Annotated in this window: 22 protein-coding genes, 2 tRNA genes and 1 rRNA gene; 22 read left to right on the top strand and 3 right to left on the bottom strand. The window is 43.0% G+C overall.

Going from position 1 to position 21639, the window contains the following annotated elements:
- Positions 1 to 28 precede the first annotated feature (28 nt).
- From F9802_RS17960 to F9802_RS17935, 6 genes are all read left to right on the top strand, one after another.
- Positions 29 to 1492: a bifunctional methyltransferase/pyrophosphohydrolase YabN gene (locus F9802_RS17960; RefSeq protein WP_152154439.1), complete on the top strand. Its 1464-nt coding sequence runs from the start codon at positions 29 to 31 to the stop codon at positions 1490 to 1492.
- 23 nt (positions 1493 to 1515) lie between these two features.
- The gene (locus F9802_RS17955) at positions 1516 to 1776 is read left to right on the top strand and encodes an RNA-binding S4 domain-containing protein (RefSeq protein ID WP_152154495.1); all 261 of its coding nucleotides are present in this window, start codon (positions 1516 to 1518) and stop codon (positions 1774 to 1776) included.
- Positions 1777 to 1898: 122 nt separating this feature from the next.
- Positions 1899 to 2198, top strand: coding sequence for a sporulation protein YabP (gene yabP, locus F9802_RS17950; protein WP_152154437.1), 300 nt, complete (start codon positions 1899 to 1901; stop codon positions 2196 to 2198).
- Complete coding sequence (gene yabQ, locus F9802_RS17945; protein ID WP_152154435.1) at positions 2195 to 2806, top strand: spore cortex biosynthesis protein YabQ; 612 nt, start codon at positions 2195 to 2197, stop codon at positions 2804 to 2806. Before yabP ends, yabQ begins: the two co-directional genes overlap by 4 nt.
- A gap of 16 nt (positions 2807 to 2822) precedes the next feature.
- The gene (locus tag F9802_RS17940; protein WP_152154433.1) at positions 2823 to 3221 is read left to right on the top strand and encodes a septum formation initiator family protein; all 399 of its coding nucleotides are present in this window, start codon (positions 2823 to 2825) and stop codon (positions 3219 to 3221) included.
- Between the two features lie 82 nt (positions 3222 to 3303).
- Entirely contained in the window at positions 3304 to 3744 is a 441-nt protein-coding gene (locus F9802_RS17935; protein WP_152154431.1) for a S1 domain-containing RNA-binding protein, read from the top strand.
- A 246-nt stretch (positions 3745 to 3990) separates the two neighbouring features.
- Here the strand turns inward: F9802_RS17935 and F9802_RS17930 are convergent, their stop codons facing one another.
- From F9802_RS17930 to F9802_RS17920, 3 genes are all read right to left on the bottom strand, one after another.
- On the bottom strand, positions 3991 to 4401 hold the full coding sequence (locus tag F9802_RS17930) for a VOC family protein (protein WP_152154428.1): 411 nt from the start codon (positions 4399 to 4401) through the stop codon (positions 3991 to 3993).
- 333 nt (positions 4402 to 4734) lie between these two features.
- A tRNA-Glu gene (locus tag F9802_RS17925) sits at positions 4735 to 4806 on the bottom strand.
- A 308-nt stretch (positions 4807 to 5114) separates the two neighbouring features.
- Positions 5115 to 5188: transfer RNA gene (locus F9802_RS17920), tRNA-Met, on the bottom strand.
- A gap of 200 nt (positions 5189 to 5388) precedes the next feature.
- On the opposite strand from F9802_RS17920, the gene spoIIE reads away from it, so the two are divergent.
- From spoIIE to F9802_RS17845, 16 genes are all read left to right on the top strand, one after another.
- Entirely contained in the window at positions 5389 to 7884 is a 2496-nt protein-coding gene (gene spoIIE / locus F9802_RS17915; RefSeq protein WP_152154426.1) for a stage II sporulation protein E, read from the top strand.
- An 86-nt stretch (positions 7885 to 7970) separates the two neighbouring features.
- Positions 7971 to 8705: a vWA domain-containing protein gene (locus F9802_RS17910; RefSeq protein WP_152154424.1), complete on the top strand. Its 735-nt coding sequence runs from the start codon at positions 7971 to 7973 to the stop codon at positions 8703 to 8705.
- Positions 8677 to 9642, top strand: coding sequence for a protein kinase domain-containing protein (locus tag F9802_RS17905; protein WP_152154422.1), 966 nt, complete (start codon positions 8677 to 8679; stop codon positions 9640 to 9642). Before F9802_RS17910 ends, F9802_RS17905 begins: the two co-directional genes overlap by 29 nt.
- A gap of 84 nt (positions 9643 to 9726) precedes the next feature.
- Positions 9727 to 11106 carry a tRNA lysidine(34) synthetase TilS gene (gene tilS / locus F9802_RS17900; protein WP_225435394.1) on the top strand — a complete coding sequence of 460 codons (1380 nt, stop codon included), beginning with the start codon at positions 9727 to 9729 and terminating at the stop codon, positions 11104 to 11106.
- A gap of 12 nt (positions 11107 to 11118) precedes the next feature.
- Positions 11119 to 11673 (top strand): hypoxanthine phosphoribosyltransferase, encoded by a 555-nt coding sequence (hpt, locus tag F9802_RS20020; RefSeq protein ID WP_225435393.1) that lies wholly within the window; start codon positions 11119 to 11121, stop codon positions 11671 to 11673.
- Positions 11674 to 11787: 114 nt separating this feature from the next.
- The gene (ftsH, locus tag F9802_RS17895; RefSeq protein ID WP_152154420.1) at positions 11788 to 13785 is read left to right on the top strand and encodes an ATP-dependent zinc metalloprotease FtsH; all 1998 of its coding nucleotides are present in this window, start codon (positions 11788 to 11790) and stop codon (positions 13783 to 13785) included.
- Positions 13786 to 13924: 139 nt separating this feature from the next.
- Complete coding sequence (locus F9802_RS17890; RefSeq protein ID WP_191992040.1) at positions 13925 to 14689, top strand: type III pantothenate kinase; 765 nt, start codon at positions 13925 to 13927, stop codon at positions 14687 to 14689.
- An 18-nt stretch (positions 14690 to 14707) separates the two neighbouring features.
- Positions 14708 to 15598, top strand: a complete 891-nt coding sequence (hslO, locus tag F9802_RS17885) for an Hsp33 family molecular chaperone HslO (RefSeq protein ID WP_152154416.1) — start codon at positions 14708 to 14710, stop codon at positions 15596 to 15598.
- Between the two features lie 146 nt (positions 15599 to 15744).
- A complete protein-coding gene (gene cysK, locus F9802_RS17880) occupies positions 15745 to 16671 on the top strand; it encodes a cysteine synthase A (RefSeq protein ID WP_152154414.1) in 927 nt (308 codons plus the stop codon).
- 103 nt (positions 16672 to 16774) lie between these two features.
- Positions 16775 to 17590 (top strand): dihydropteroate synthase, encoded by an 816-nt coding sequence (folP, locus tag F9802_RS17875; protein ID WP_152154412.1) that lies wholly within the window; start codon positions 16775 to 16777, stop codon positions 17588 to 17590.
- Positions 17591 to 17594: 4 nt separating this feature from the next.
- Positions 17595 to 17966: a dihydroneopterin aldolase gene (folB, locus tag F9802_RS17870; RefSeq protein WP_152154410.1), complete on the top strand. Its 372-nt coding sequence runs from the start codon at positions 17595 to 17597 to the stop codon at positions 17964 to 17966.
- The gene (gene folK, locus F9802_RS17865; protein WP_152154408.1) at positions 17959 to 18486 is read left to right on the top strand and encodes a 2-amino-4-hydroxy-6-hydroxymethyldihydropteridine diphosphokinase; all 528 of its coding nucleotides are present in this window, start codon (positions 17959 to 17961) and stop codon (positions 18484 to 18486) included. Before folB ends, folK begins: the two co-directional genes overlap by 8 nt.
- Positions 18438 to 18662 (top strand): helix-turn-helix domain-containing protein, encoded by a 225-nt coding sequence (locus F9802_RS17860; protein WP_152154406.1) that lies wholly within the window; start codon positions 18438 to 18440, stop codon positions 18660 to 18662. Before folK ends, F9802_RS17860 begins: the two co-directional genes overlap by 49 nt.
- Positions 18663 to 18664: 2 nt before the next feature.
- Entirely contained in the window at positions 18665 to 19663 is a 999-nt protein-coding gene (dusB, locus tag F9802_RS17855) for a tRNA dihydrouridine synthase DusB (protein ID WP_152154404.1), read from the top strand.
- A 36-nt stretch (positions 19664 to 19699) separates the two neighbouring features.
- Positions 19700 to 21187 (top strand): lysine--tRNA ligase, encoded by a 1488-nt coding sequence (lysS, locus tag F9802_RS17850; RefSeq protein ID WP_152154402.1) that lies wholly within the window; start codon positions 19700 to 19702, stop codon positions 21185 to 21187.
- Between the two features lie 335 nt (positions 21188 to 21522).
- A 16S ribosomal RNA gene (locus F9802_RS17845) occupies positions 21523 to 21639 on the top strand; the annotation flags it as partial.

Genomic DNA, 21639 nt, shown 5'->3' with positions numbered 1-21639 from the left:
AAACTTTAGTGGAAAGAGAGAGAAGCTTATGATCTCATTGATTACAATTGTTGGCCTTGGCGCTGGCGATATTAACCAGCTGCCGCTCGGCGTCTATCGATTATTAACAAAATCAAGCACGATTTTTGCCCGGACACTCGATCATCCGGTAGTCACTGAACTTCAAAAGGAAGGCATTCTTTTTGAAAGCTTCGACGGCATTTACGAAAAGCATAATCAGTTTGAAGCAGTCTATGAAGAAATTGCGGCTAAGTTGGCGGAATACGCTCAGAAACAAGGTGAAATCATTTATGCAGTTCCGGGCCATCCGATTGTCGCAGAAAAAACTGTTCAGCTTCTGCTTGAAAAAGCCCGATCGAGAGAATTGAAAGTCACGATTGCTGGCGGACACAGCTTTCTCGACGATTTGTTCACCTCTGTTGGAGCAGATCCGATCGAAGGATTTCAGTTTCTCGATGGCACGGCTTTGAAAAAAGAAGACATCAATATCTTTCAGCATGTCGTTATTGCCCAAGTATATGATGCCTTCGTTGCCTCCGATGTGAAGCTGACACTGATGGAGAAGTATCCTGATGAATATGAGGTTACTATCGTTACTGCAGCAGGCGGCACTGGCCAACAAGTAAAGAAGCTGCCCCTGTATGAGCTAGACCGGCAAGTGGAGTTGAACAACCTTACATCCCTTTATGTGCCGCCTGTTCAAAAAGAAGAAGATACGTACAAGGAGTTTTCTGTTTTACGTCAAATTATTGCTGAACTGAGAGGGCCAAACGGCTGTCCATGGGACCTTGAGCAGACGCATGAATCATTAAAAAAATATTTAATTGAGGAAGCGTACGAACTACTTGATGCGATTGACCGTGAAGATGATGAGCACATGATTGAAGAGCTGGGCGATGTTCTTTTGCAAGTGCTGCTTCATGCCCAAGTTGGTGAAGACGAAGGGATGTTTTCAATCGAAGATGTAATTGAGTCTATTTCCCGGAAAATGATCCGCCGCCACCCGCATGTGTTTGGGAATATAAAAGCAGAAAGCGCAGAAGATGTCGTTTCTAATTGGCAGGAAATTAAAAAGCAGGAAAAGGGAAATAAAGATCTTTTTCGGCTTGATGAGGTGGAAAAAGGACTGCCAGCTTTAATGCGCGCTCATGAATTTCAAAAGAAAGCGGCAAAAGCTGGATTTGATTGGGATGATCCAAGCGGTGCCATTGAAAAAGTAACAGAAGAATGGCAGGAGTTCCTTGATGAAGTGCAAAGCGGAGACGGCCGTAAGCAGCTGGATGAATTTGGCGATGTGCTCTTTGCACTCGTCAATGCAGCTCGTTTTTATGCGATTCATCCGGAAGAAGCGCTGGCTAAAGCAAATGAGAAGTTTTATCGCCGTTTTTCTCATGTTGAAAAAAGGGTAAAAGAAAGCGGCCGGCCATTTAGTGAATTTAAACTGAATGAGCTTGATGATTATTGGGATGAAGCAAAGAAAATGGGATTGTAAAGGGAGAGAAAAGCATGTCGACAATGAGACTAGATAAGTTTTTGAAAGTATCCAGATTAATTAAACGGAGAACACTGGCAAAAGAAGTAGCGGACCAGGGGAGAATTACGATTAACGGCACAGCAGCAAAAGCAAGTTCAAATGTAAAAACAGGTGATGAGCTATCGATTCGGTTAGGACAGCGTGTTATCACTGTGCGGGTAGAAAAGTTGCAGGAAACGACGAAAAAAGAAGAAGCAGCAGGCATGTATGAATTATTAAAAGAGGAAAGAATCAATGAGTAAAACCAGTAAAACCTTTCAAATATGAAAGGTTTTCTTTTTTCTTTCAGCTCCCTCTCATAGTTTAGCTTATACGGGCATACATTTAGTGGCAAAGCTTGTACTTTGCAGTAAGGAGGAGAGCCATGAATCAAATGTATGATTCTATTAATAATCGCACAGCTGAAGGCCACGATGTTGTTATGCAAGGAAGAAAGGTCATGGAAATCACAGGAGTAAAGCAAGTAGAAAGCTTTGACAGTGAAGAATTTTTACTTGTGACTGTAATGGGCATGCTCGCCATCAAAGGTGAAAACCTGCAAATGAAAAACCTGGATGTGGATCGCGGACTTGTATCGATTAAAGGCCGTATCTTCAGCCTTGTTTATACGGATCAGTCAGCTGGGGAAAAATCAAAAGGCTTGTTCAGCAAACTGTTTAAATGAGTTTATCTGTCCAATTTGAAACGATGGCGGCAATGGTGGCCATGGGACTTTTGTTTGGCATGCTGCTGGACACGTATCAGCGGTTTTTAAAGCGGCCGAACCGTTCAAGGGTTCTATCGTTTTTCACTGATATTATGTTCTGGTGTACGTTTGGCATGCTGATTTTTTACTGTTTGTACCGCATCAATTTTGGTGAAATTCGTTTATATATTTTCCTTGCCTTACTTTGCGGTTTTTCTGCTTATCAGGCTTTATTTAAGTATCTTTATTTACGGCTTCTCGAACGGATTATCTTAATTATAGTAAATATTTTCTTGTTTCTAAAAAAGTGTGTTTACTTTCTCTTGATCTTGCCAGTTACGATTTTAATAAAAACAGTGCTCTCTATCATAAGTTTTATCGGAAAAATATTGATGTTCCTTGCCAAAACCTCTCTTCACCTATTATTATTTATAGGAAAGGTTATTTTTTCGCCTGTTATCTTTATTTGGCGGTTGTTTCCGTCGAGGATACAAAAAAAAGCTGCAAGTTTAAATAAGAAATTGGCAGGATTTTTCTTATTTATCAAGAATAAAACTATCAATACAGCGAATCGCTGGAAAAAATGAGCCGGGAGGAAGGGAAATGAGCGGTTTAAACAAACGAAAAGTAACTGCTTTGAAAAACGCCTTTGTCTTCAGCCGTGCGAAAAAAGATTTATTTATGGCGAGGCATAAAACAAAGCTATACAGAAGACTGGCTGCTTTTGCAATTGCAGCACTTATTGTTACTGTTGGTCTTATGTCTACTCTTTTTTCACAGACTGCCCGTCTGGAAGAACAAAAGCTGCTAAAAGAAAAGTCAGAAGCGTCTCTTGTAGAATTAAAGCAACAGCAAAAACAATATGAAGAAGAACTGGAACGACTAGAAGATGATGAATACATCGCCGAACTGGCAAGAAAAAACTACCTTTTATCGCGTGAAGGAGAGGTTATATTTAACATTCCTGAATCAGATGAAAACAGCGGGAAGAACAAAGAATAAGAAGGGGTATATTGACACCTTTTTTTTACGTAATATAATAGAGGATAAAGCTTGATCATTTCTAAGGAGGAACATTTTTTTTATGTCAATCGAAGTAGGCAGCAAGTTACAAGGTAAAGTGACAGGGATTACTAAATTCGGAGCGTTTGTTGAACTGCCAGGGGGCTCGACTGGATTAGTGCACATTAGTGAAGTTGCAGACAACTATGTGAAAGATATCAACGACCACTTAAAAGTCGGTGATGAAGTGGAAGTAAAAGTCATTAATGTGGAAAGCGATGGAAAAATCGGTTTGTCCATCCGTAAAGCAAAAGACCAGCCGCAGCAACAGCAGTCCTATCGTTCCCGCCCGAAAAACAATGATTACCGCTCTAAAGGACCAAGAGGAGGAAGCTACGCGCCTCCGAAAGAGAACTTTGAACAAAAAATGGCCCGCTTTTTGAAGGATAGTGAAGATCGTCTGTCCACCTTGAAACGCCAAACGGAATCACGCCGTGGCGGAAGAGGAGCGAAACGAGGTTAATTGCTGTCTATTTAACTATAGCTCCAAGCTAATTTTCAAGAAAAACTTAGCAGCAGGGAAAAAGCTGCCTTGAAAGGTTCATCAGACCCTTTTAAGGCAGCTTTTTGTTATCGACTACGAAATTATAGATTTGCAAGGTGTGAATAATCTTGAGAGTTTTGGATCGGCGTCCAGCTCCAGCGCCTGCAGCTAACATTGAGGAAAGAACATTTTTGCCTAAGGCTGATCAAGGCGCTTGCGCTTTTGTTATTCTTTTGGATAGTCAAGATCCCAGATTACACCGAAGCGATCTTGAACTTTGGCAAACTTTGAATTCCAAAATGTATCTTGCAGTTCCATATGAACCATGCCATCCTGGCGCAGTGCATCATACACTCTTTGGATCTCTTCTTCATTTTCAAATGTCAATGCGAGAGAGATATGGTTTCCTGTTTCGACACTCTGTCCTAAAAAAGCGTCTGAGACCATAATAAGAAAGTCGCCTTTGCCAAAGCGGGCGTGCATAATACGGTCTGCTGCTTCAGGAGGGGTCGGAAAATCAGCTTCCCCAAACGTTTGGATACCTTGTACTTCCGCTTCAAATGCCTTCGCATAAAAATCAATTGCTTCCCGGGCATTGCCATTGAATGTTAAATAAGGTATAGCCTGTCCTTTCAAATGAACCACTCCTTTTGGGTAATATCACAAATATAGTCGCTGTGCTCTGGGGTGTCAATTTTTAACCAGATTGGAAATAAGTTCTGTACTTTAAAATGGTATTTCAGTGAGATGAAGAAAAAAATTTATTAAAAATAAGGGATAATGAAACCAAACTGCTTCTTCCTTCCACAAAAAGTTTTAAGTAAAAGACATCGAAGGCTTTCCATGAAAAAGCGGCAAATAGTGCCGCTTTTTTTATTCGTTAAAAAAACTGGCGAATATTGACCAAAATAAAAAACCAGACCTCCGACAGACCGCTTGGATCCGTGGAAACCTGGTTTTTTGTGCCGATGACCCGTACGGGATTCGAACCCGTGTTACCGCCGTGAAAGGGCGGTGTCTTAACCGCTTGACCAACGGGCCTTTTTACAGGAAGCACAGTGTTTTGTGAAATAAGATCTTAAAACAGGTGCTCCCGCTTTTCTTGTCTAGCTTTGCCTCCTTGGAGCTCGAGGTCATAAGTCAGTCTGATTGCATGGCTGGAAAGCGCCACTTCATCAGCCTGTCTTATGCTTGTCGCTCCAAAGCAGTCGGCTCAGCTTTTCTTGTCTAGCTGCAGCGCCTAGCCGCTCGGGGTCATATGCCAATCAGTCTATGTGGCTGAAGAACGCCACTTCGCCCGCTTGTCATATGCCTGTCGAGGCTGAACAGGCGCTTTCGCTTTTCTTTAATAGCGGCGGAGGGGATCGAACCCACGACCTCACGGGTATGAACCGTACGCTCTAGCCAGCTGAGCTACGCCGCCAAAATAAATAGTAATTCAAGCACAATGACTATAATACTCAGATTATGTAGAGATGTCAATCCTTTTTTTTAATAGTATTTAAAAGAAGCAGCTGTTCTTATTGTCGAACGGTTTTTTTGGCAAGCTCTCCCATTTTGACAAACTTTGAAATGGCAGTTTTATATAATGGCAGCAAAGAAACGTGAATAGGAGTGTTAACTATGGAGAAAGCGGAAAGAAGTTTGGCGGAGCCGGTCAATCATGTAGGGTTAGGGGAAACAAAAGTGGAAGTGTTCAAAGGGCTGAAGCAGTTTTCCGCCCATTTGCAAGTGTTGATGATTGAAAAGGGACTTGTTTTGTTACTCATCGGCTTTTTGTTAGGACGCGCACTAATCCTGTCCCATTTGACACCGTTCGCCCTGCCATTTTTTGCAGCCGTCTTTATGCTAAGGCGAAATTGTGCACCGCTTGCTTTAATGGGCCTGCTTGCCGGTGCGTTAACCCTGTCTATTGAACAAATAAGTTATTCCTTTGCCTGTATTGTCATTTTCTTAGTTTCCTATCGCTTACTAAAAAACTTTCACAAAGAAGATACTGTATCTTTGCCGTTTTTTGTTTTCTTTACCGTTATGGTGGTGAAATCAGGATTTTCCTATTTTCAAAGCGGCCAGCAATTTGTTCCTTATGATGTATTAATGGCGGTGATTGAATCCTCACTGGCATTCGTGCTCACACTTATTTTTATGCAGACCATTCCCTTCTTATCACTTAAAAAACGAATAAAAACTTTAAAAACCGAAGAAATCGTCAGTTTAATTATTATGCTTGCATCTATTACATCAGGCACAATTGGCTGGACGTTGTACGGTTTATCTATTGAACACATTTTTTCGAGGTATTTAGTGCTGATATTCTCCTTTATTTCCGGGGCAGCTGTGGGATCGACTGTCGGGGTAGTGACTGGGCTGATTTTTAGTTTGGCGAGTGTATCAAGCTTTTTTCAAATGAGTCTGCTTGCATTTGCCGGCTTGCTTGGAGGCCTTTTAAAAGAGTGGCGTAAAGCCGGGGCGGCAGGAGGGCTTCTTATTGCGACACTACTGGCCGGAATGTATGGAGATCAAGGAGTACCGCTCATGCAAACGCTGTATGAATCAATAGCAGCTATTGCACTTTTGTTTTTAACACCAAAGTTCTTTACTAATCAACTGTCTAAGCTCATCCCAGGTACAACGGAATATTCAAATGAGCAGCAGCAGTATTTAAGAAAGATGCGGGATGTAACAGCAAGTCGGGTAGAGCAGTTTTCCGACGTGTTTCAGGCTCTATCCAAAAGCTTCTCCCAATACAATATAGATGCACTTGATGACTATGAAGAACGCGAATTGGATATGTTTTTGAGCCATGTTACGGAAAAAACATGCCAGACGTGCTTTAAAAAAGAGCAATGCTGGACGACAAACTTTCACCAAACGTACCATTTGATGAAAGATGTGCTTTATGAACTGGATGATGGACAAGCAGGTTTGTCGCAAAAACTTACAAAGGAATTAGACACTCACTGCTTCCGGCCCAAACGGGTTGAGGAAGCGATCCAGCAGCAGTTGACTTATTACCAGGCGAACCAAAAGTTGAAAAAGCAAGTACATGACAGCCGGAAACTCGTAGCGGAACAACTGCGCGGCGTTTCTGAAGTGATGAGCGATTTTGCGGAAGAGATTCAGCGTGAGCGCGAAAACCATCACAACCAGGAAGAACAAATATTTGAAGCAATTGAATCGTTTGGCTTGGAAATTGAGCAGGTGGATATATATAGCTTGCAAAAAAGTAATGTAGATATTGAAATCAATCTTCCTTATAGCTGTAACAGCCATGGTGAATGCCAAAAACTAGTAGCACCTATGCTTTCAGATATTTTAGGTGATAACGTAATCGTTCATAAAGAAGAATGCGAAGGCGGGCCAGCCGGAGTTTGCCATGTGACTTTCCGTTCGGCAAAAGCGTTTGCTGTAGAAACTGGTGCAGCCCACGCGGCTAAAGGCGGAGGGTTAGTGTCTGGAGACAGTTATTCCACGATCGAGCTTGGTGCGGGAAAATATGCCGTAGCTATCAGCGACGGAATGGGCAATGGAGAACGGGCTCATTATGAAAGCCATGAGACGCTCCGGCTGCTTCAGCAAATTTTAAAATCAGGAATTGAAGAGAAAGTAGCCATAAAATCGGTGAATTCCATTCTTTCTTTGCGCACGACGGATGAAATTTTTTCCACGCTCGACTTAGTCATTATTGACTTACAAGATGCGGTGGCTAATTTTCTGAAGGTTGGGTCAACCCCGAGCTTTATTAAACGCGGCAGTAAAATTATGAAGGTGGAAGCGAGCAACTTGCCGATCGGTATTTTGCAGGAATTTGAAGTGGATGTAGTGAGTGAGCAGCTGAAATCCGGCGACTTAATTATTATGATGAGCGACGGCGTTTTTGAAGGGCCGAGGAATGTAGAAAATAATGATATGTGGATGAAACGGAAAATAAAAGAGCTTGAAACAGAAGATCCGCAAATGATTGCCGACTTGCTTATGGAAGAGGTTATAAGAACAAGATCTGGAGAAATTGAAGATGATATGACTGTAGTTGTAGCAAAGGTGGAACATAATTTGCCGAAGTGGACTTCCATACCAATGCATTTGAGTTTTTCAAAAAAGAAAAAGAAAATTTCCTGAAGTGGTGGATTTACCCCTCCCCTAAGTATAAATGCCTTCTTTTTCGGCGAGGATGAAGGTAACTCGTTAAGGTTGGAGGGGTTACGATGAAACAAGGTACGATTAAGCAGATTTTATTGCTGACAGACGGCTGCTCAAATCACGGGGAAGATCCGGTTGCTATGGCAGCACTGGCCCGGGAGCAGGGGATCACAGTAAATGTTATCGGAATTGTAGACGACGAGGCAGCGGATCAGCGGGGGTTTCAGGAAATTGATCAAATTGCCCTTTCCGGCGGGGGCATTAGCCAGACCGTTTATGCAAAGCAGCTTTCGCACACCGTACAAATGGTGACGAGACAAGCTATGACCCAAACGCTGCAAGGAGTAGTCAATGAACAATTAAAAAAGATTTTGCATAACGAGACAACAATGGAAGCGCTGCCGCCGGAAACTCGCGGCGAAGTGATGGAAGTAGTAGATGAACTTGGAGAAACAGCCAACTTAGAAGTATTGATCTTAGTTGATACGAGCGCGAGCATGAAAAACAAGCTGCCGACGGTGAAAGAAGCACTGCTCGACTTATCATTAAGCATGAATGCGAGAATGGGCAGCAATTTATTTTCTTTATCCGTATTTCCCGGGAAAAGAAAAGAAACGGAACAATTGCTTGAATGGACGCCAAAATTGGAGTCGCTTACGACCATGTTTTCAAGACTGTCTCCTGGTGGATTAACGCCAACCGGACCGGCCATTCGGGAAGCTATTTCCCGCTTTAAGACGAAGCGGAGCAGGAAAGGCTGGTTGCCGAAAGATGATGAATACATCGAAAAATCAGTTTAGCGTCGGCCGCGGAGCAGTTATACATGGAAAATGGCATAAACAAGCTTATTTAGTGGAACGAAAGCTCGGCCAGGGAGCCGCGGGTACGGTCTACTTAGTGAATGGGAGCGGCGGAACAGCCGCTTTAAAATTCAGCAGCCAGCTATCCATTACAGCTGAAATGAACGTTCTGAAGGCGTTTGCTAAGGTCCAGGGGTCTTCCCTTGGGCCTTCTTTATTAGATGCTGACGACTGGGAAAGCCGCAATGGAGTCCAGCCGTTTTATGTAATGGAATATATAGAGGGACCGACACTTTCTGCTTTTATCCAGGCCAGGGGCTCGTCGTGGATTGGTGTATTGCTTTTGCAGCTGCTTGAAAACCTGCATATGCTCCATGAAGCGGGCTGGATTTTTGGTGATATTAAACCAGATAATTTGATTGTATCGGGACCACCTTTTGCCCTCCGTTGTATAGATGTTGGCGGAACGACAAAAATGGGACGTGCCGTCAAAGAATACACAGAGTTTTTTGACAGGGGATACTGGCGTGCTGGATCACGAAAAGCGGAGCCGTCCTATGATTTGTTTGCCGCTGCTATGGTGGCTGTCAATCTTGTTTATCCGGAAAGATTCCCGCGGAACGAAAGTGGAGTGAAGCAGTTAGTAGACAAAGTGAGGCAAAAAAAAGAGCTTACTGCTTTTGCTCCGGTTTTAATTAAAGCGCTGCAAGGAGAGTATTCCTCTGCCCGGATGATGCGCGAGGAGCTGCTCGCCGCTTTAGGGACTGAGCCAATTAAGAAAGAAGCATTGAAAGCGAGACCTGCAGCTCGCAAAAAGACTGGAAGAACCGCGCTTAAGCGGAAGCAGAGGAAAGAGCAGGGATTGCTTACGATGACAGCCGTCTTACTTGTGGCTGCTCTTTATGTCTTATATGTACTTGCTGAACTGCTTATTTAATATACATTTAAAATGATTATTTTTTGTTTGTTGTCTTTAGGAAATGTTAATATAGTCAGTAAAAAAGAGCAGAAAGAGGAACACATGCTGGCATATGAAGTAAAAGTCAAAAGTTTTATTAATCGCCATCAGTTAATTAAAGAAGGAGAGAAAATTGCTGTTGGAGTGTCAGGGGGACCGGACTCGTTATCGCTGCTTTCTTACTTAGCGGACAGGAGAGAGTCATTAGGCATTGAAATTTTCGCTCTTCATCTCGATCACATGTTTAGAAAGGAAGAGTCTTATAAAGAATTAAAGTTTGTTCAACACTTTTGTGAAGAAAGAAGTATTCCATTTTATGCAGAGAGGATCAATATAGCGAAGGAAATGGAGGAAAACGGCGGGGGATTGCAGGAAGTGTCACGTCGCATCCGCTACGAATTTTTCGAAAGAGGCATGCAAAAGTTTTCGGCTGACAAATTGGCGCTCGCTCATCACGGGGACGACCAAGTGGAAACAATTATGATGCAACTGGCAAAAGGAGCGGGCAGCCGCGGAGGCATTCCTGTTCGAAGGCCTTTTGGAAAAAAGGAAATTATTCGCCCGCTCCTTTCTCTTGATAAAGACATGATTGAGGAGTATTGCAGTTATCATGAGCTGAATCCGCGCCGGGATCCAAGCAATGAGAAATCGGATTATACGCGCAATCGATTTCGCCGTCATCTCCTTCCATTTTTGAAAAAGGAAAACCCCCAGGTTCACGAGCATTTTCAGCGTTTTAGTGAAGAAATGAATGCTGATAACGAACTTTTAGAGGAATTAACGAAAGAGAAAATGAATAATGTATGGGAAAAAGACGGTACTAAATCTTTGATCAAAATTGAGGCTTTCCATGCAATGCCTTTGTCTTTACAAAGAAGAGGGATTCATCTAATATTAAACTATCTTTATAAAGGGAAAACCCCCTTCTCCTTCGTACATATTCAGCAAATTTTACAGCTTTTAAAAGAAGGCAGGCCTTCATGGAATTTGGACTTGCCGCATGGGCTGAAAGTCTGCCGGGAGTATCACCTGTGTGTCTTTAGGTTTAGCACAACAGAAAAGCAGGAATATGCTTTTGAATTGAATGTAGGAGACCGGATTTCCTGGCCGTATGGAGGACAATTTATATTGGCGAGGAATAAGCCGGAAGCAATGGCTGAAACCGAATATATGGTTCTTAACCAAAAGGTGAAACTTCCGCTTTGTGTCCGCACGAGAAAACGAGGAGATAAAATTCAGCCAAAAGGCATGAACGGTTCGAAAAAACTGAAGGATTTATTCATCGATGAAAAAATCGTTCTCTCAAAGCGCGATCAGTGGCCAATTATAACAGATGGCGAGGGAGAACTGCTTTGGGTGCCGGGAATGAAGAAATCCAGGCATGAACAAGCTGGCTCTACTGGCAGCCATTTAACTTTAATTTATATACGCAATCACTTCTAGGAGGCTAACAAATTGTTAAATCAGGATATCGAGAAAGTGCTGATTACAGAAGAAGAAATTCAAGAGAAAATTAAAGGGCTCGGCTTTGAGCTTACAGAAGAGTACAAAGATAAATTCCCCCTTGTTATTGGAGTGCTGAAAGGAGCTATGCCTTTCATGTCTGATTTGCTGAAGCGTGTGGACACTTATTTAGAAATGGACTTCATGGATGTTTCAAGCTATGGCCGCTCCACTACTTCTTCAGGAGAAGTAAAGATTGTGAAGGACCTTGATACGTCGGTTGAAGGAAGAGATATATTAATTATTGAAGACATTATTGACAGCGGGCTGACGCTAAGCTATCTCGTCGAGCTTTTCCGATACAGAAAAGCGAAATCGATTAAAATCGTCACTCTCTTGGATAAACCGACCGGCAGAAAGGCAAAAATCAAAGCTGATATTGTCGGATTCAATGTGCCGGACGCTTTCGTTGTAGGTTACGGACTCGACTTTGCCGAGAAATACCGGAACCTTCCTTATATAGGCATACTGAAGCCTGAAATATATGCGGAAGCGGACAAGGAATAAGAAAGGTTGAGCAGTATATATGAATAGGCCGAACCGCATGTCAAATAGTTGTAATACCAAGATTTTCTATGATAGTATTGAATACAGTATTTTTACCGTGGGAGGAGGTAAGGGATGAGCCGGATTTTTCGATATACCATATTTTATTTATTAGTTTTTCTCGTCATTATTGGAGTTGTCAGTTATTTTAACAACAATAATGAACCAAATAAGAATATAACGTACAACGAATTTGTTTCCCATCTGGAAAAAGATCAGGTGGATACATTTTCACTGCAGCCTGAAAGAGGAGTTTATGAGATTCGCGGTCAGCTCAAGGGTGCAAAAGAAGGAGAGTTTTTCCTTACTTACGTGATGAACAGCGAGAACATGCTGAACCGAATTGACGAAGCAGCAAAAGGTTCGAAAGTAGAGATTCTTCCTGCCAAAGAAACGAGCGGCTGGGTATCTTTCTTCACAACGATTATTCCGTTCTTGATTATTTTCCTTCTGTTCTTCTTCCTGTTGAATCAAGCTCAGGGCGGGGGCAGCCGAGTCATGAATTTCGGAAAAAGCAAAGCCCGTTTGTACAATGATGAAAAGAAAAAAGTCCGCTTCAAAGATGTGGCGGGTGCAGATGAAGAGAAGCAGGAATTAGTTGAAGTCGTTGAATTTTTAAAAGACCCACGCAAATTCTCTGAATTAGGTGCAAGGATTCCTAAAGGTGTTCTTTTAGTAGGTCCTCCAGGTACCGGGAAAACGTTACTTGCGCGAGCAGCAGCAGGTGAAGCGGGCGTTCCGTTCTTTACGATCAGCGGATCTGACTTCGTTGAGATGTTCGTCGGTGTCGGTGCTTCCCGTGTACGTGATTTGTTTGAAAATGCGAAAAAGAACGCACCGTGTATTATCTTTATTGATGAGATTGATGCCGTTGGCCGTCAGCGCGGTGCTGGCCTCGGTGGTGGACATGATGAGCGTGAGCAAACATTGAACCAGCTTTTAGTTGAAATGGATGGATTCAGCGCCAATGAAGGAATTATTATTATCGCTGCTACAAACCGTCCTGATATTTTAGATCCTGCTTTATTGCGCCCAGGCCGTTTTGACCGCCAGATTACGGTTGACCGCCCGGATGTTAATGGGCGTGAAGCAGTGTTGCATGTTCATGCACGCAACAAACCGCTTGATGAAGCAGTGGATTTAAAAGCGATTGCGATGAGAACACCTGGATTTTCAGGTGCAGATCTTGAAAACTTGTTAAATGAAGCAGCGCTTGTAGCTGCCCGTCGTAACAAGAAGAAAATTGATATGCGTGATATTGATGAAGCAACCGACCGGGTTATTGCCGGTCCAGCTAAAAAAAGCCGCGTCATTTCCCAAAAAGAAAGAAAAATTGTCGCTTTCCATGAAGCGGGCCATACAGTGATTGGTCTTGTGCTTGATGAAGCAGAAATGGTTCATAAAGTTACGATCGTTCCACGTGGCCAGGCTGGCGGTTATGCGGTCATGCTGCCGAAAGAAGACCGCTACTTTATGACGAAGCCGGAGCTGCTCGATAAAATCACAGGCTTGCTTGGCGGGCGTGTAGCAGAAGACATTATTTTCGGTGAAGTGTCGACTGGCGCTCACAACGACTTCCAACGCGCAACAGGCATTGCCCGCCGGATGGTGACGGAGTTCGGGATGAGCGATAAGCTTGGACCGCTCCAGTTCGGCCAAACTTCCGGAGGCCAAGTTTTCCTCGGACGCGATTTTAACAATGAACAGAACTATTCAGATGCGATTGCGTATGAAATCGACCTTGAGATTCAAAAAATTATTAAGGGTTGTTATGAACGTGCGAAAGTTATTTTAACTGAAAACCGCGACAAGCTTGAGTTGATCGCAAACACGCTTCTTGACATTGAAACACTGGATGCTGCCCAAATTAAACATCTCGCTGATCATGGCTCATTGCCTGAGCGTAAATATGAATCAGATGAAGAGACAGGAAAGATCAAAATCTCTAAAGACGAGCAAGTAACAGTCAATGTTCAGAAGAAAGAAGAAATTTCTGAAACGAAAGAAATTCAGCTTCCTTTAGAAGAAAAAGCACCAGAGCGGCTTGATCAGGAAGATGATCCAAAAGCTTAACGAGAGACGCCGATAAAAATCGGCGTTTTTTTTCGTTAAAAATGCTTGTTTTCGGGAAGCATGTCATAATGATGTTGCCGCTTTTATGTGATATGATGAATGGCAGCAATAAAAAGTTTAGATGAGTGTGGTGAGAGCTTTGATATTTGTGTTGGATGTAGGGAATACAAATACTGTATTGGGCGTTTATGAAGAGGATGAGTTAAAATTTCACTGGCGGATTGAAACAAGCCGCAATAAAACAGAAGATGAATATGGCATGATGGTCAAAAATCTTTTTCAGCACGTTGGAATTTCTCTTGACCAGATTACGGGCATTATCATTTCTTCGGTCGTGCCGCCTATTATGTTTTCGCTTGAGGAAATGTGCCGAAAGTATTTTCGTGTAAAACCGATGATCGTCGGTCCGGGAATGAAAACCGGATTAAATATTAAATATGAAAACCCACGCGAAGTGGGAGCAGACCGTATTGTCAACGCAGTTGCCGGTATTCACGAATACGGCAGCCCGCTGATTATTGTAGACTTTGGGACAGCTACTACCTATTGCTACATTGATGAAGACGGTCATTACATGGGTGGTGCAATTGCTCCGGGAATCACAATTTCTACGGAAGCCCTTTATTCAAGAGCAGCGAAGCTCCCCCGCATTGAAATCATCAGGCCTGATCATATTGTTGGTAAAAATACGGTGTCCGCGATGCAGGCCGGTATTTTATATGGATACGTCGGTCAAGTGGAAGGGATTGTTAACCGGATGAAGGAACACAGCCAAAAACAGCCGACCGTGATTGCAACAGGGGGGCTTGCACCGTTAATCGGAAAAGAATCCCAAGTTATTGATATAGTTGATCCATTTCTAACACTTAAAGGCTTATGCCTTATTTATAAACGCAACCTTTGATAAGAAAGGAGCTTTTCCATGAAGGATTATCTAGTAAAGGCATTAGCTTTTGATGGTCAAGTTCGTGCGTATGCATCGGACACAACGCAAACAGTGAATGAAGCCCAAAGAAAACATTATACGTGGCCGACAGCCTCTGCTGCACTTGGCCGGACGATGACAGCTGGTGTTATGATGGGCGCGATGATGAAAGGTGAAGAAAAGATCACCATTAAGTTGGAAGGCGGCGGACCGGTCGGAGTCATTCTTGTAGATGCCAATTCAAAAGGAGAAGTGCGGGGATACGTCACAAATCCGCAAACTCATTTTGATTTAAATGAACAAGGCAAACTTGACGTCCGGCGGGCGGTCGGAACAGAAGGGATGCTTACAGTTGTAAAAGACGTCGGACTTCGTGAACATTTCAGCGGCCAGACGCCGATTGTTTCTGGAGAAATCGGAGATGACTTTACGTATTATTTTGCTGCTTCGGAACAGTTGCCATCTTCTGTCGGTGTCGGTGTGCTCGTTAATCCCGACAACTCGATTTTAGCGGCAGGAGGTTTTATTATTCAAATCATGCCGGGAGCGGAAGAAGAAGTCATTTCTCTTATTGAAGAAAAAATTACGAACATGACTCCTATCTCCAAGCTGATTGAAAAAGGGATGACTCCGGAAGAAATTCTTTTTTATATTTTAGGAAAAGAAAATGTAAAGATTCTTGAAACGATGCCAGTCAGCTTTGAATGTACATGTTCAAAAGAACGGTTCGGGGACGCGTTAATTGGTCTTGGCAAAGAAGAGATACAAGCGATGATTGATGAAGATGGACAGGCAGAAGCCCAATGCCATTTTTGCAACGAAAAATATGTTTTTACAAAAGATGAGCTTGAACAAATGAAAGAAGAAGCTAATTCTTCATTAAATTAATAGAGAGAAAACCTGCAAACTTCAAATATTTTGCAGGTTTTTTTGCAATTTAACCGTATATTAAGAAGTAAAACAATTGACTTTTCACAGGAATATTGGTAAATTCTATATAACCAATAAAAATACTCGGTATTGAGGTGGATGAAATGGTACGTGTGGCAAATTCAGTGGCTGAACTAGTCGGCCAGACTCCGATAGTAAAATTAAATAACTTAGTGAATGAGAATAGTGCGGATGTATATTTGAAACTTGAATATATGAATCCAGGAAGCAGTGTAAAAGACAGAATTGCGCTGGCGATGATCCAAGCAGCAGAGGAACAAGGCGGTCTTTCAAAAGGCGGTACAATCATTGAACCGACAAGCGGCAACACAGGGATTGGCCTGGCAATGATAGCAGCAGCAAAAGGTTATCGGGCGATTCTTGTTATGCCGGAAACGATGAGTATGGAACGCCGCAATTTGCTTCGTGCTTATGGGGCAGAACTTGTATTGACGCCGGGCCCTGAAGGAATGAACGGAGCGATTCGTAAGGCAAAAGAACTTGCTGAAGAAAATGGCTACTTTATGCCGCAACAATTTGAAAATGAAGCGAACCCGGAAATTCATCGGAAAACAACGGGAAAAGAAATTGCTGAGCAGATGGACCAGCTCGATGCGTTTATTTCCGGCATTGGTACTGGCGGTACGATCACGGGAGCCGGCGAAGTGTTGAAGCAAAAGTTTCCTGACATTAAAATTTATGCAGTAGAGCCGAAAGATTCCCCTGTTCTTTCCGGCGGGAAACCAGGCCCTCATAAAATTCAAGGAATCGGAGCAGGCTTTGTTCCGAAAGTATTGGATACGAAAATATACGATGAAGTCATTACGATTGAAAACGAAGACGCGTTTGAAACGGCACGCAAAGCTGCGCGTGAAGAAGGAATTTTAGGCGGAATTTCTTCCGGAGCAGCGATCTCTGCTGCATTGCAAGTAGCCGAAAAGCTCGGAAAAGGAAAGAAAGTACTGGCGATCATCCCTAGTAATGGGGAGCGTTATTTAAGTACTCCACTTTACGATTTTGATGGAGAATGAAACAGTTGAAAAAACAGGCTGAGAAAATCAGCCTGTTTTTTTATTTTTGCGCGGTTCAGTCATGTTAAAATAGAAAAGAATGAAAGGTGGAAGGAGTAGAACCATGAACGTTTCAGCAGGACCATACAATCTGGATTTTACGAAAAAGACATATATTATGGGTATTCTAAATACAACGCCGGATTCTTTTTCCGACGGCGGACAATTTGATGAAACAGGTACAGCTATTGATCATGCGCAAAAGATGATTGAGGCGGGAGCCGACATTATTGATATCGGCGGTGAATCAACGCGCCCCGGTTATTCTGCCATCCCGCTGGAAAAAGAGCTGGAACGGGTACTGCCCGTGATTCAAGCAGTGGCTGCACATACAACTGTTCCTATTTCGATCGACACGTATAAAGCTGAAACAGCGCGGCAATCTGTTGAAGCTGGAGCCCACATTATTAACGATATTTGGGGAGCAAAGAAAGATCCCGAAATCGCAGCAGTGGCTGCCGAGAAAAAAGTCCCGATCATTTTAATGCATAATAGAGATAACATGAATTATGAATCTTTCATCCGCGATGTATTGATCGATTTGTATGAAAGCATTGATATTGCTATAAAAGCGGGCGTGCCTGAAAAGCAAATTATTCTTGACCCAGGGATCGGCTTTGCGAAAGATATGGAGCAGCACTTACTAATGCTGCAACATTTAGACAAAGTAGCTGCTCTCGGATTCCCGGTACTGCTAGGTGCTTCCAGAAAAAGAATCGTCGGCCATGTACTCAATTTGCCGGTGGAAGAAAGAATGGAAGGGACAGGAGCTGTCTGCTGTTTCGGTATTGAAAGAGGCTGTCATATTCTCCGTGTCCATGATGTTAAACCAATCAGCCGGATGGCTAAAATGATGGATGCCTTAATAGGAAAAGGGTGAAACGATGGATAAAATCTATGTAACGGGCATGGAGTTTTACGGGTACCACGGTGTTTTTCCAGAAGAAAACCAACTTGGCCAGCGATTCCGGATAGATGCTGTGCTGGAAGTTTCCTTAAAAAAAGCAGGAGAGTCAGACAACTTGGAGGATTCGGTTAACTATGGGGAAGTTTATCAAGTATGCAAAGAATTTGCAGAGCATAAGACGTTCAAGCTAATCGAATCAATTGCTGAACACATTTCCTCTGCGCTTTTAAAAAAGTTCCCTGCAGTATTGGCTTGTACAATAAAAGTAATCAAGCCGAATCCCCCGATTCCCGGTCATTACGATCATGTGGCTGTCGAAATAACGAGGAGAAGGACAGAAGATGAATAATAAAGCTTTTTTATCACTCGGTACGAATATAGAAGATAGGGATGCGAACTTACAACTAGCGCTCCGCTCGCTTCGCTCACATGAGGAAATTAAAATAGAAAAGCTTTCTTCCATTTATGAAACGGACCCTGTCGGCTATACAGATCAAGCTGCTTTTTTAAACATGGCTGTTCAACTGGCCACCTCTCTATCAGCGGAAGCGCTGCTTGAGTTGTGTCTGTCCATCGAACAGCAGCTTGGCCGGATAAGGGAATTCAAATGGGGCCCAAGAATAATAGACCTTGACATTTTATTGTATAATCAAGACAATATTAAATCAGAGAAACTTATTGTTCCACATCCAAGAATGTGCGAACGTGCTTTTGTGCTTATACCTTTAGTAGAGATAGATTCAACTATTTGCTTTCCAGGGACTGATATACCGCTTGAAGACGCACTTTCAAGTGTTCAAGAAAGGAAAGGTGTCCGCCTGTGGAAACAGATCAATGGGGAAGACGAATCCGGGCTTTCAGGAAATTGAAAGGCTTTACCCAGGAAGGACTTGCTCATCAGCTGGGAATATCCGTTTCTGTGCTCGGTGAAGTTGAAAGAGGCAGTCGTGCATTAACTGATGACTTGCTGAAAGACATATCAGAAGCCTTGCACATATCAACTGATGAACTGCGTCCGCCGGATAAAAAAATAGAAAGGGGATGAATATGTTAAAGATCGGAAATATTGAAATGAAAAACCGGGTTGTGCTGGCGCCAATGGCAGGTATTTGTAACTCCGCATTTCGTCTGACGGTAAAAGAATTTGGTGCCGGCCTCGTTTGCGCTGAAATGGTCAGTGACAAAGGAATTGTTTTTCAAAACGAAAAAACGATGGACATGCTCTATATTGATGAAAGAGAAAACCCGCTCAGTCTGCAGATTTTTGGAGGCAAAAGAGAATCTTTAGTACAAGCGGCAAGCTTCGTGGACAAAAACACAAATGCCGATATTATTGATATCAATATGGGCTGCCCGGTGCCGAAGATTACGAAATGTGATGCGGGAGCGAAATGGCTGCTCGATCCGAATAAAATCTATGAAATGGTGTCCGCTGTTACAGAGGCAGTCGATAAACCAGTTACAGTAAAAATGCGCATGGGCTGGGACGAAGACCATATTTATGCTGTAGAAAATGCTCGTGCGGTAGAAAGAGCAGGCGGGCAGGCAGTCGCTCTTCACGGCCGGACTCGTGTACAAATGTATGAGGGCCATGCCAACTGGGACATTATTAAAGAAGTGAAGCAATCAGTCAATATCCCGGTCATCGGCAATGGAGACGTACAAACTCCGCAGGATGCTAAGCGGATGCTCGAGGAAACAGGAGTGGATGGAGTCATGATTGGCCGCGCTGCTCTCGGAAACCCTTGGATGATTTATCGCACAGTGCACTATCTGGAAACAGGTGAATTGATGGAAGAGCCTACAGCACGTGAAAAAATAGATGTTTGTTTATTGCACCTTGATCGCTTAATTGCTTTGAAAAACGAAAATATTGCCGTGCGCGAGATGAGAAAGCATGCTGCTTGGTATTTAAAGGGCATTCGCGGCAACGCCCGTGTACGCAAAGACATCAATTTATGCGATACTAGAGAAGAACTAGTCAACTTGCTGTCCAACTTTGTTCAGGAAGTGGAAGAAAAAGAAGCGGCTGTCCAGGCCGGATAACTTGTAAGGGCGATCATAGAAATAGGAGTGAATGGAATGAGCCACGAAGAATTAAACGACCAGCTGCTGGTCCGAAGAGAAAAAATGCAAACATTAAGAGATAAAGGGCTTGATCCTTTTGGCAAACGCTTCGAACGTACGCACACAGCTCAAAGCATTCTCGCTGAATTCGACCAGCTGTCAAAAGAGGAGCTGGAAGAAAAAGAAGCGGAAGTAAAAATTGCCGGGCGTGTCATGACGAAGCGAGGGAAAGGAAAAGCTGGGTTCGCCCACATTCAAGATTTGACTGGACAAATCCAGATTTACGTCCGTAAAGATGCCGTCGGAGACGAAGCGTATGAAATTTTCAACATGACGGATCTTGGCGACATCATCGGCGTAAGCGGTACAGTTTTCAAAACAAAAGTAGGAGAACTTTCAATTAAAGTCGATCACTTTGAATTTTTAACGAAAGCTTTGCGTCCACTTCCTGATAAGTTCCACGGATTGAAAGATGTTGAACAGCGCTACCGCCAGCGGTACTTAGACTTAATTACAAGTCCGGACAGCCAGCAGACGTTTATCGCCCGCAGCCGCATTATTCAGGCAATGAGACGATATCTAGATGAACAAGGTTATTTAGAAGTAGAAACTCCAATGATGCATTCACTGGCAGGTGGAGCGTCCGCGCGCCCATTTGTCACGCACCATAACGCGCTGGACATGGAACTTTACATGCGTATTGCGATTGAGCTGCATTTAAAACGTTTAATCGTTGGTGGTATGGAAAAAGTGTATGAAATCGGCCGCGTATTCCGCAATGAAGGTGTGTCTACCCGTCATAACCCGGAATTTACAATGATTGAATTGTACGAGGCTTACGCAGATTATCAAGACATCATGCGCTTGACTGAAAACTTAGTAGCCCACATAGCACAAGAAGTACATGGCAGCACAACAGTAACATATGGGGAATACGAAGTTGATTTAAAACCGCAGTGGCGCCGCCTGCATATGGTAGACGCTGTGAAGGAATTTACCGGTGTGGATTTCTGGCAGGAGATGACTGATGAACAAGCCCGTGAACTGGCAAAAGAGCACGGCATTGAATATAAAGAAACAATGCAATATGGCCATATTGTCAATGAGTTTTTCGAGCAAAAAGTGGAAGAAGAGCTTATTCAACCTACTTTCATTTATGGTCACCCAGTTGAAATTTCTCCACTGGCTAAGAAAAACGATAAAGATCCGCGTTTCACAGATCGTTTTGAATTGTTCATTGTCGGCCGTGAACATGCGAATGCATTTACAGAGTTGAACGATCCAATCGATCAGCGCGAACGGTTTGAAGCGCAATTAAAAGAGCGCGAGCAAGGAAACGATGAAGCGCACGAAATGGATGAAGATTTTATAGAAGCATTAGAATATGGTTTGCCGCCAACTGGAGGACTTGGCATTGGGATCGATCGTCTCGTTATGCTGTTAACAAACTCTCCTTCCATTCGCGACGTGCTGCTTTTCCCACTAATGAGACACAAAGAATAGCTTTGATAAGGATCGCCTCGGGCGGTCCTTTGCTGTTTTTATAACGGAAAACAAACACAGAAAATTTGAAATTAATGATTTTATGAATTAGCAGAATTAATTTAGAAAAAGATCTTGCGCACAAGAAGAAGAGATGGTATATTTATATTCGTTGCTAACAACGGACATTAAATTATCAAAAAAGAATTTAAAAAGTTGTTGACACCGAGAGTGAGATTTGTTATATTAAATAGGTCGCAAAAAAACGACTGAGAAACAATTGATCTTTGAAAACTGAACAAAATACATGCCAGTAAGTTAATTCTTATTTTTAAAACATGAGCAAGTCAAACATCTTTTTGGAGAGTTTGATCCTGGCTCAGGACGAACGCTGGCGGCGTGCCTAATACATGCAAGTCGAGCGGACTTGAACTGGAGCTTGCTCCAGTTCAAGTTAGCGGCGGACGGGTGAG

Source organism: Bacillus aerolatus, assembly GCF_009183655.1.
GTDB lineage: Bacteria > Bacillota > Bacilli > Bacillales > Domibacillaceae > Pseudobacillus > Pseudobacillus aerolatus.
Note: the sequence above shows the minus strand (reverse complement) of the source record. Positions and strands in the feature narration are given on the sequence as shown.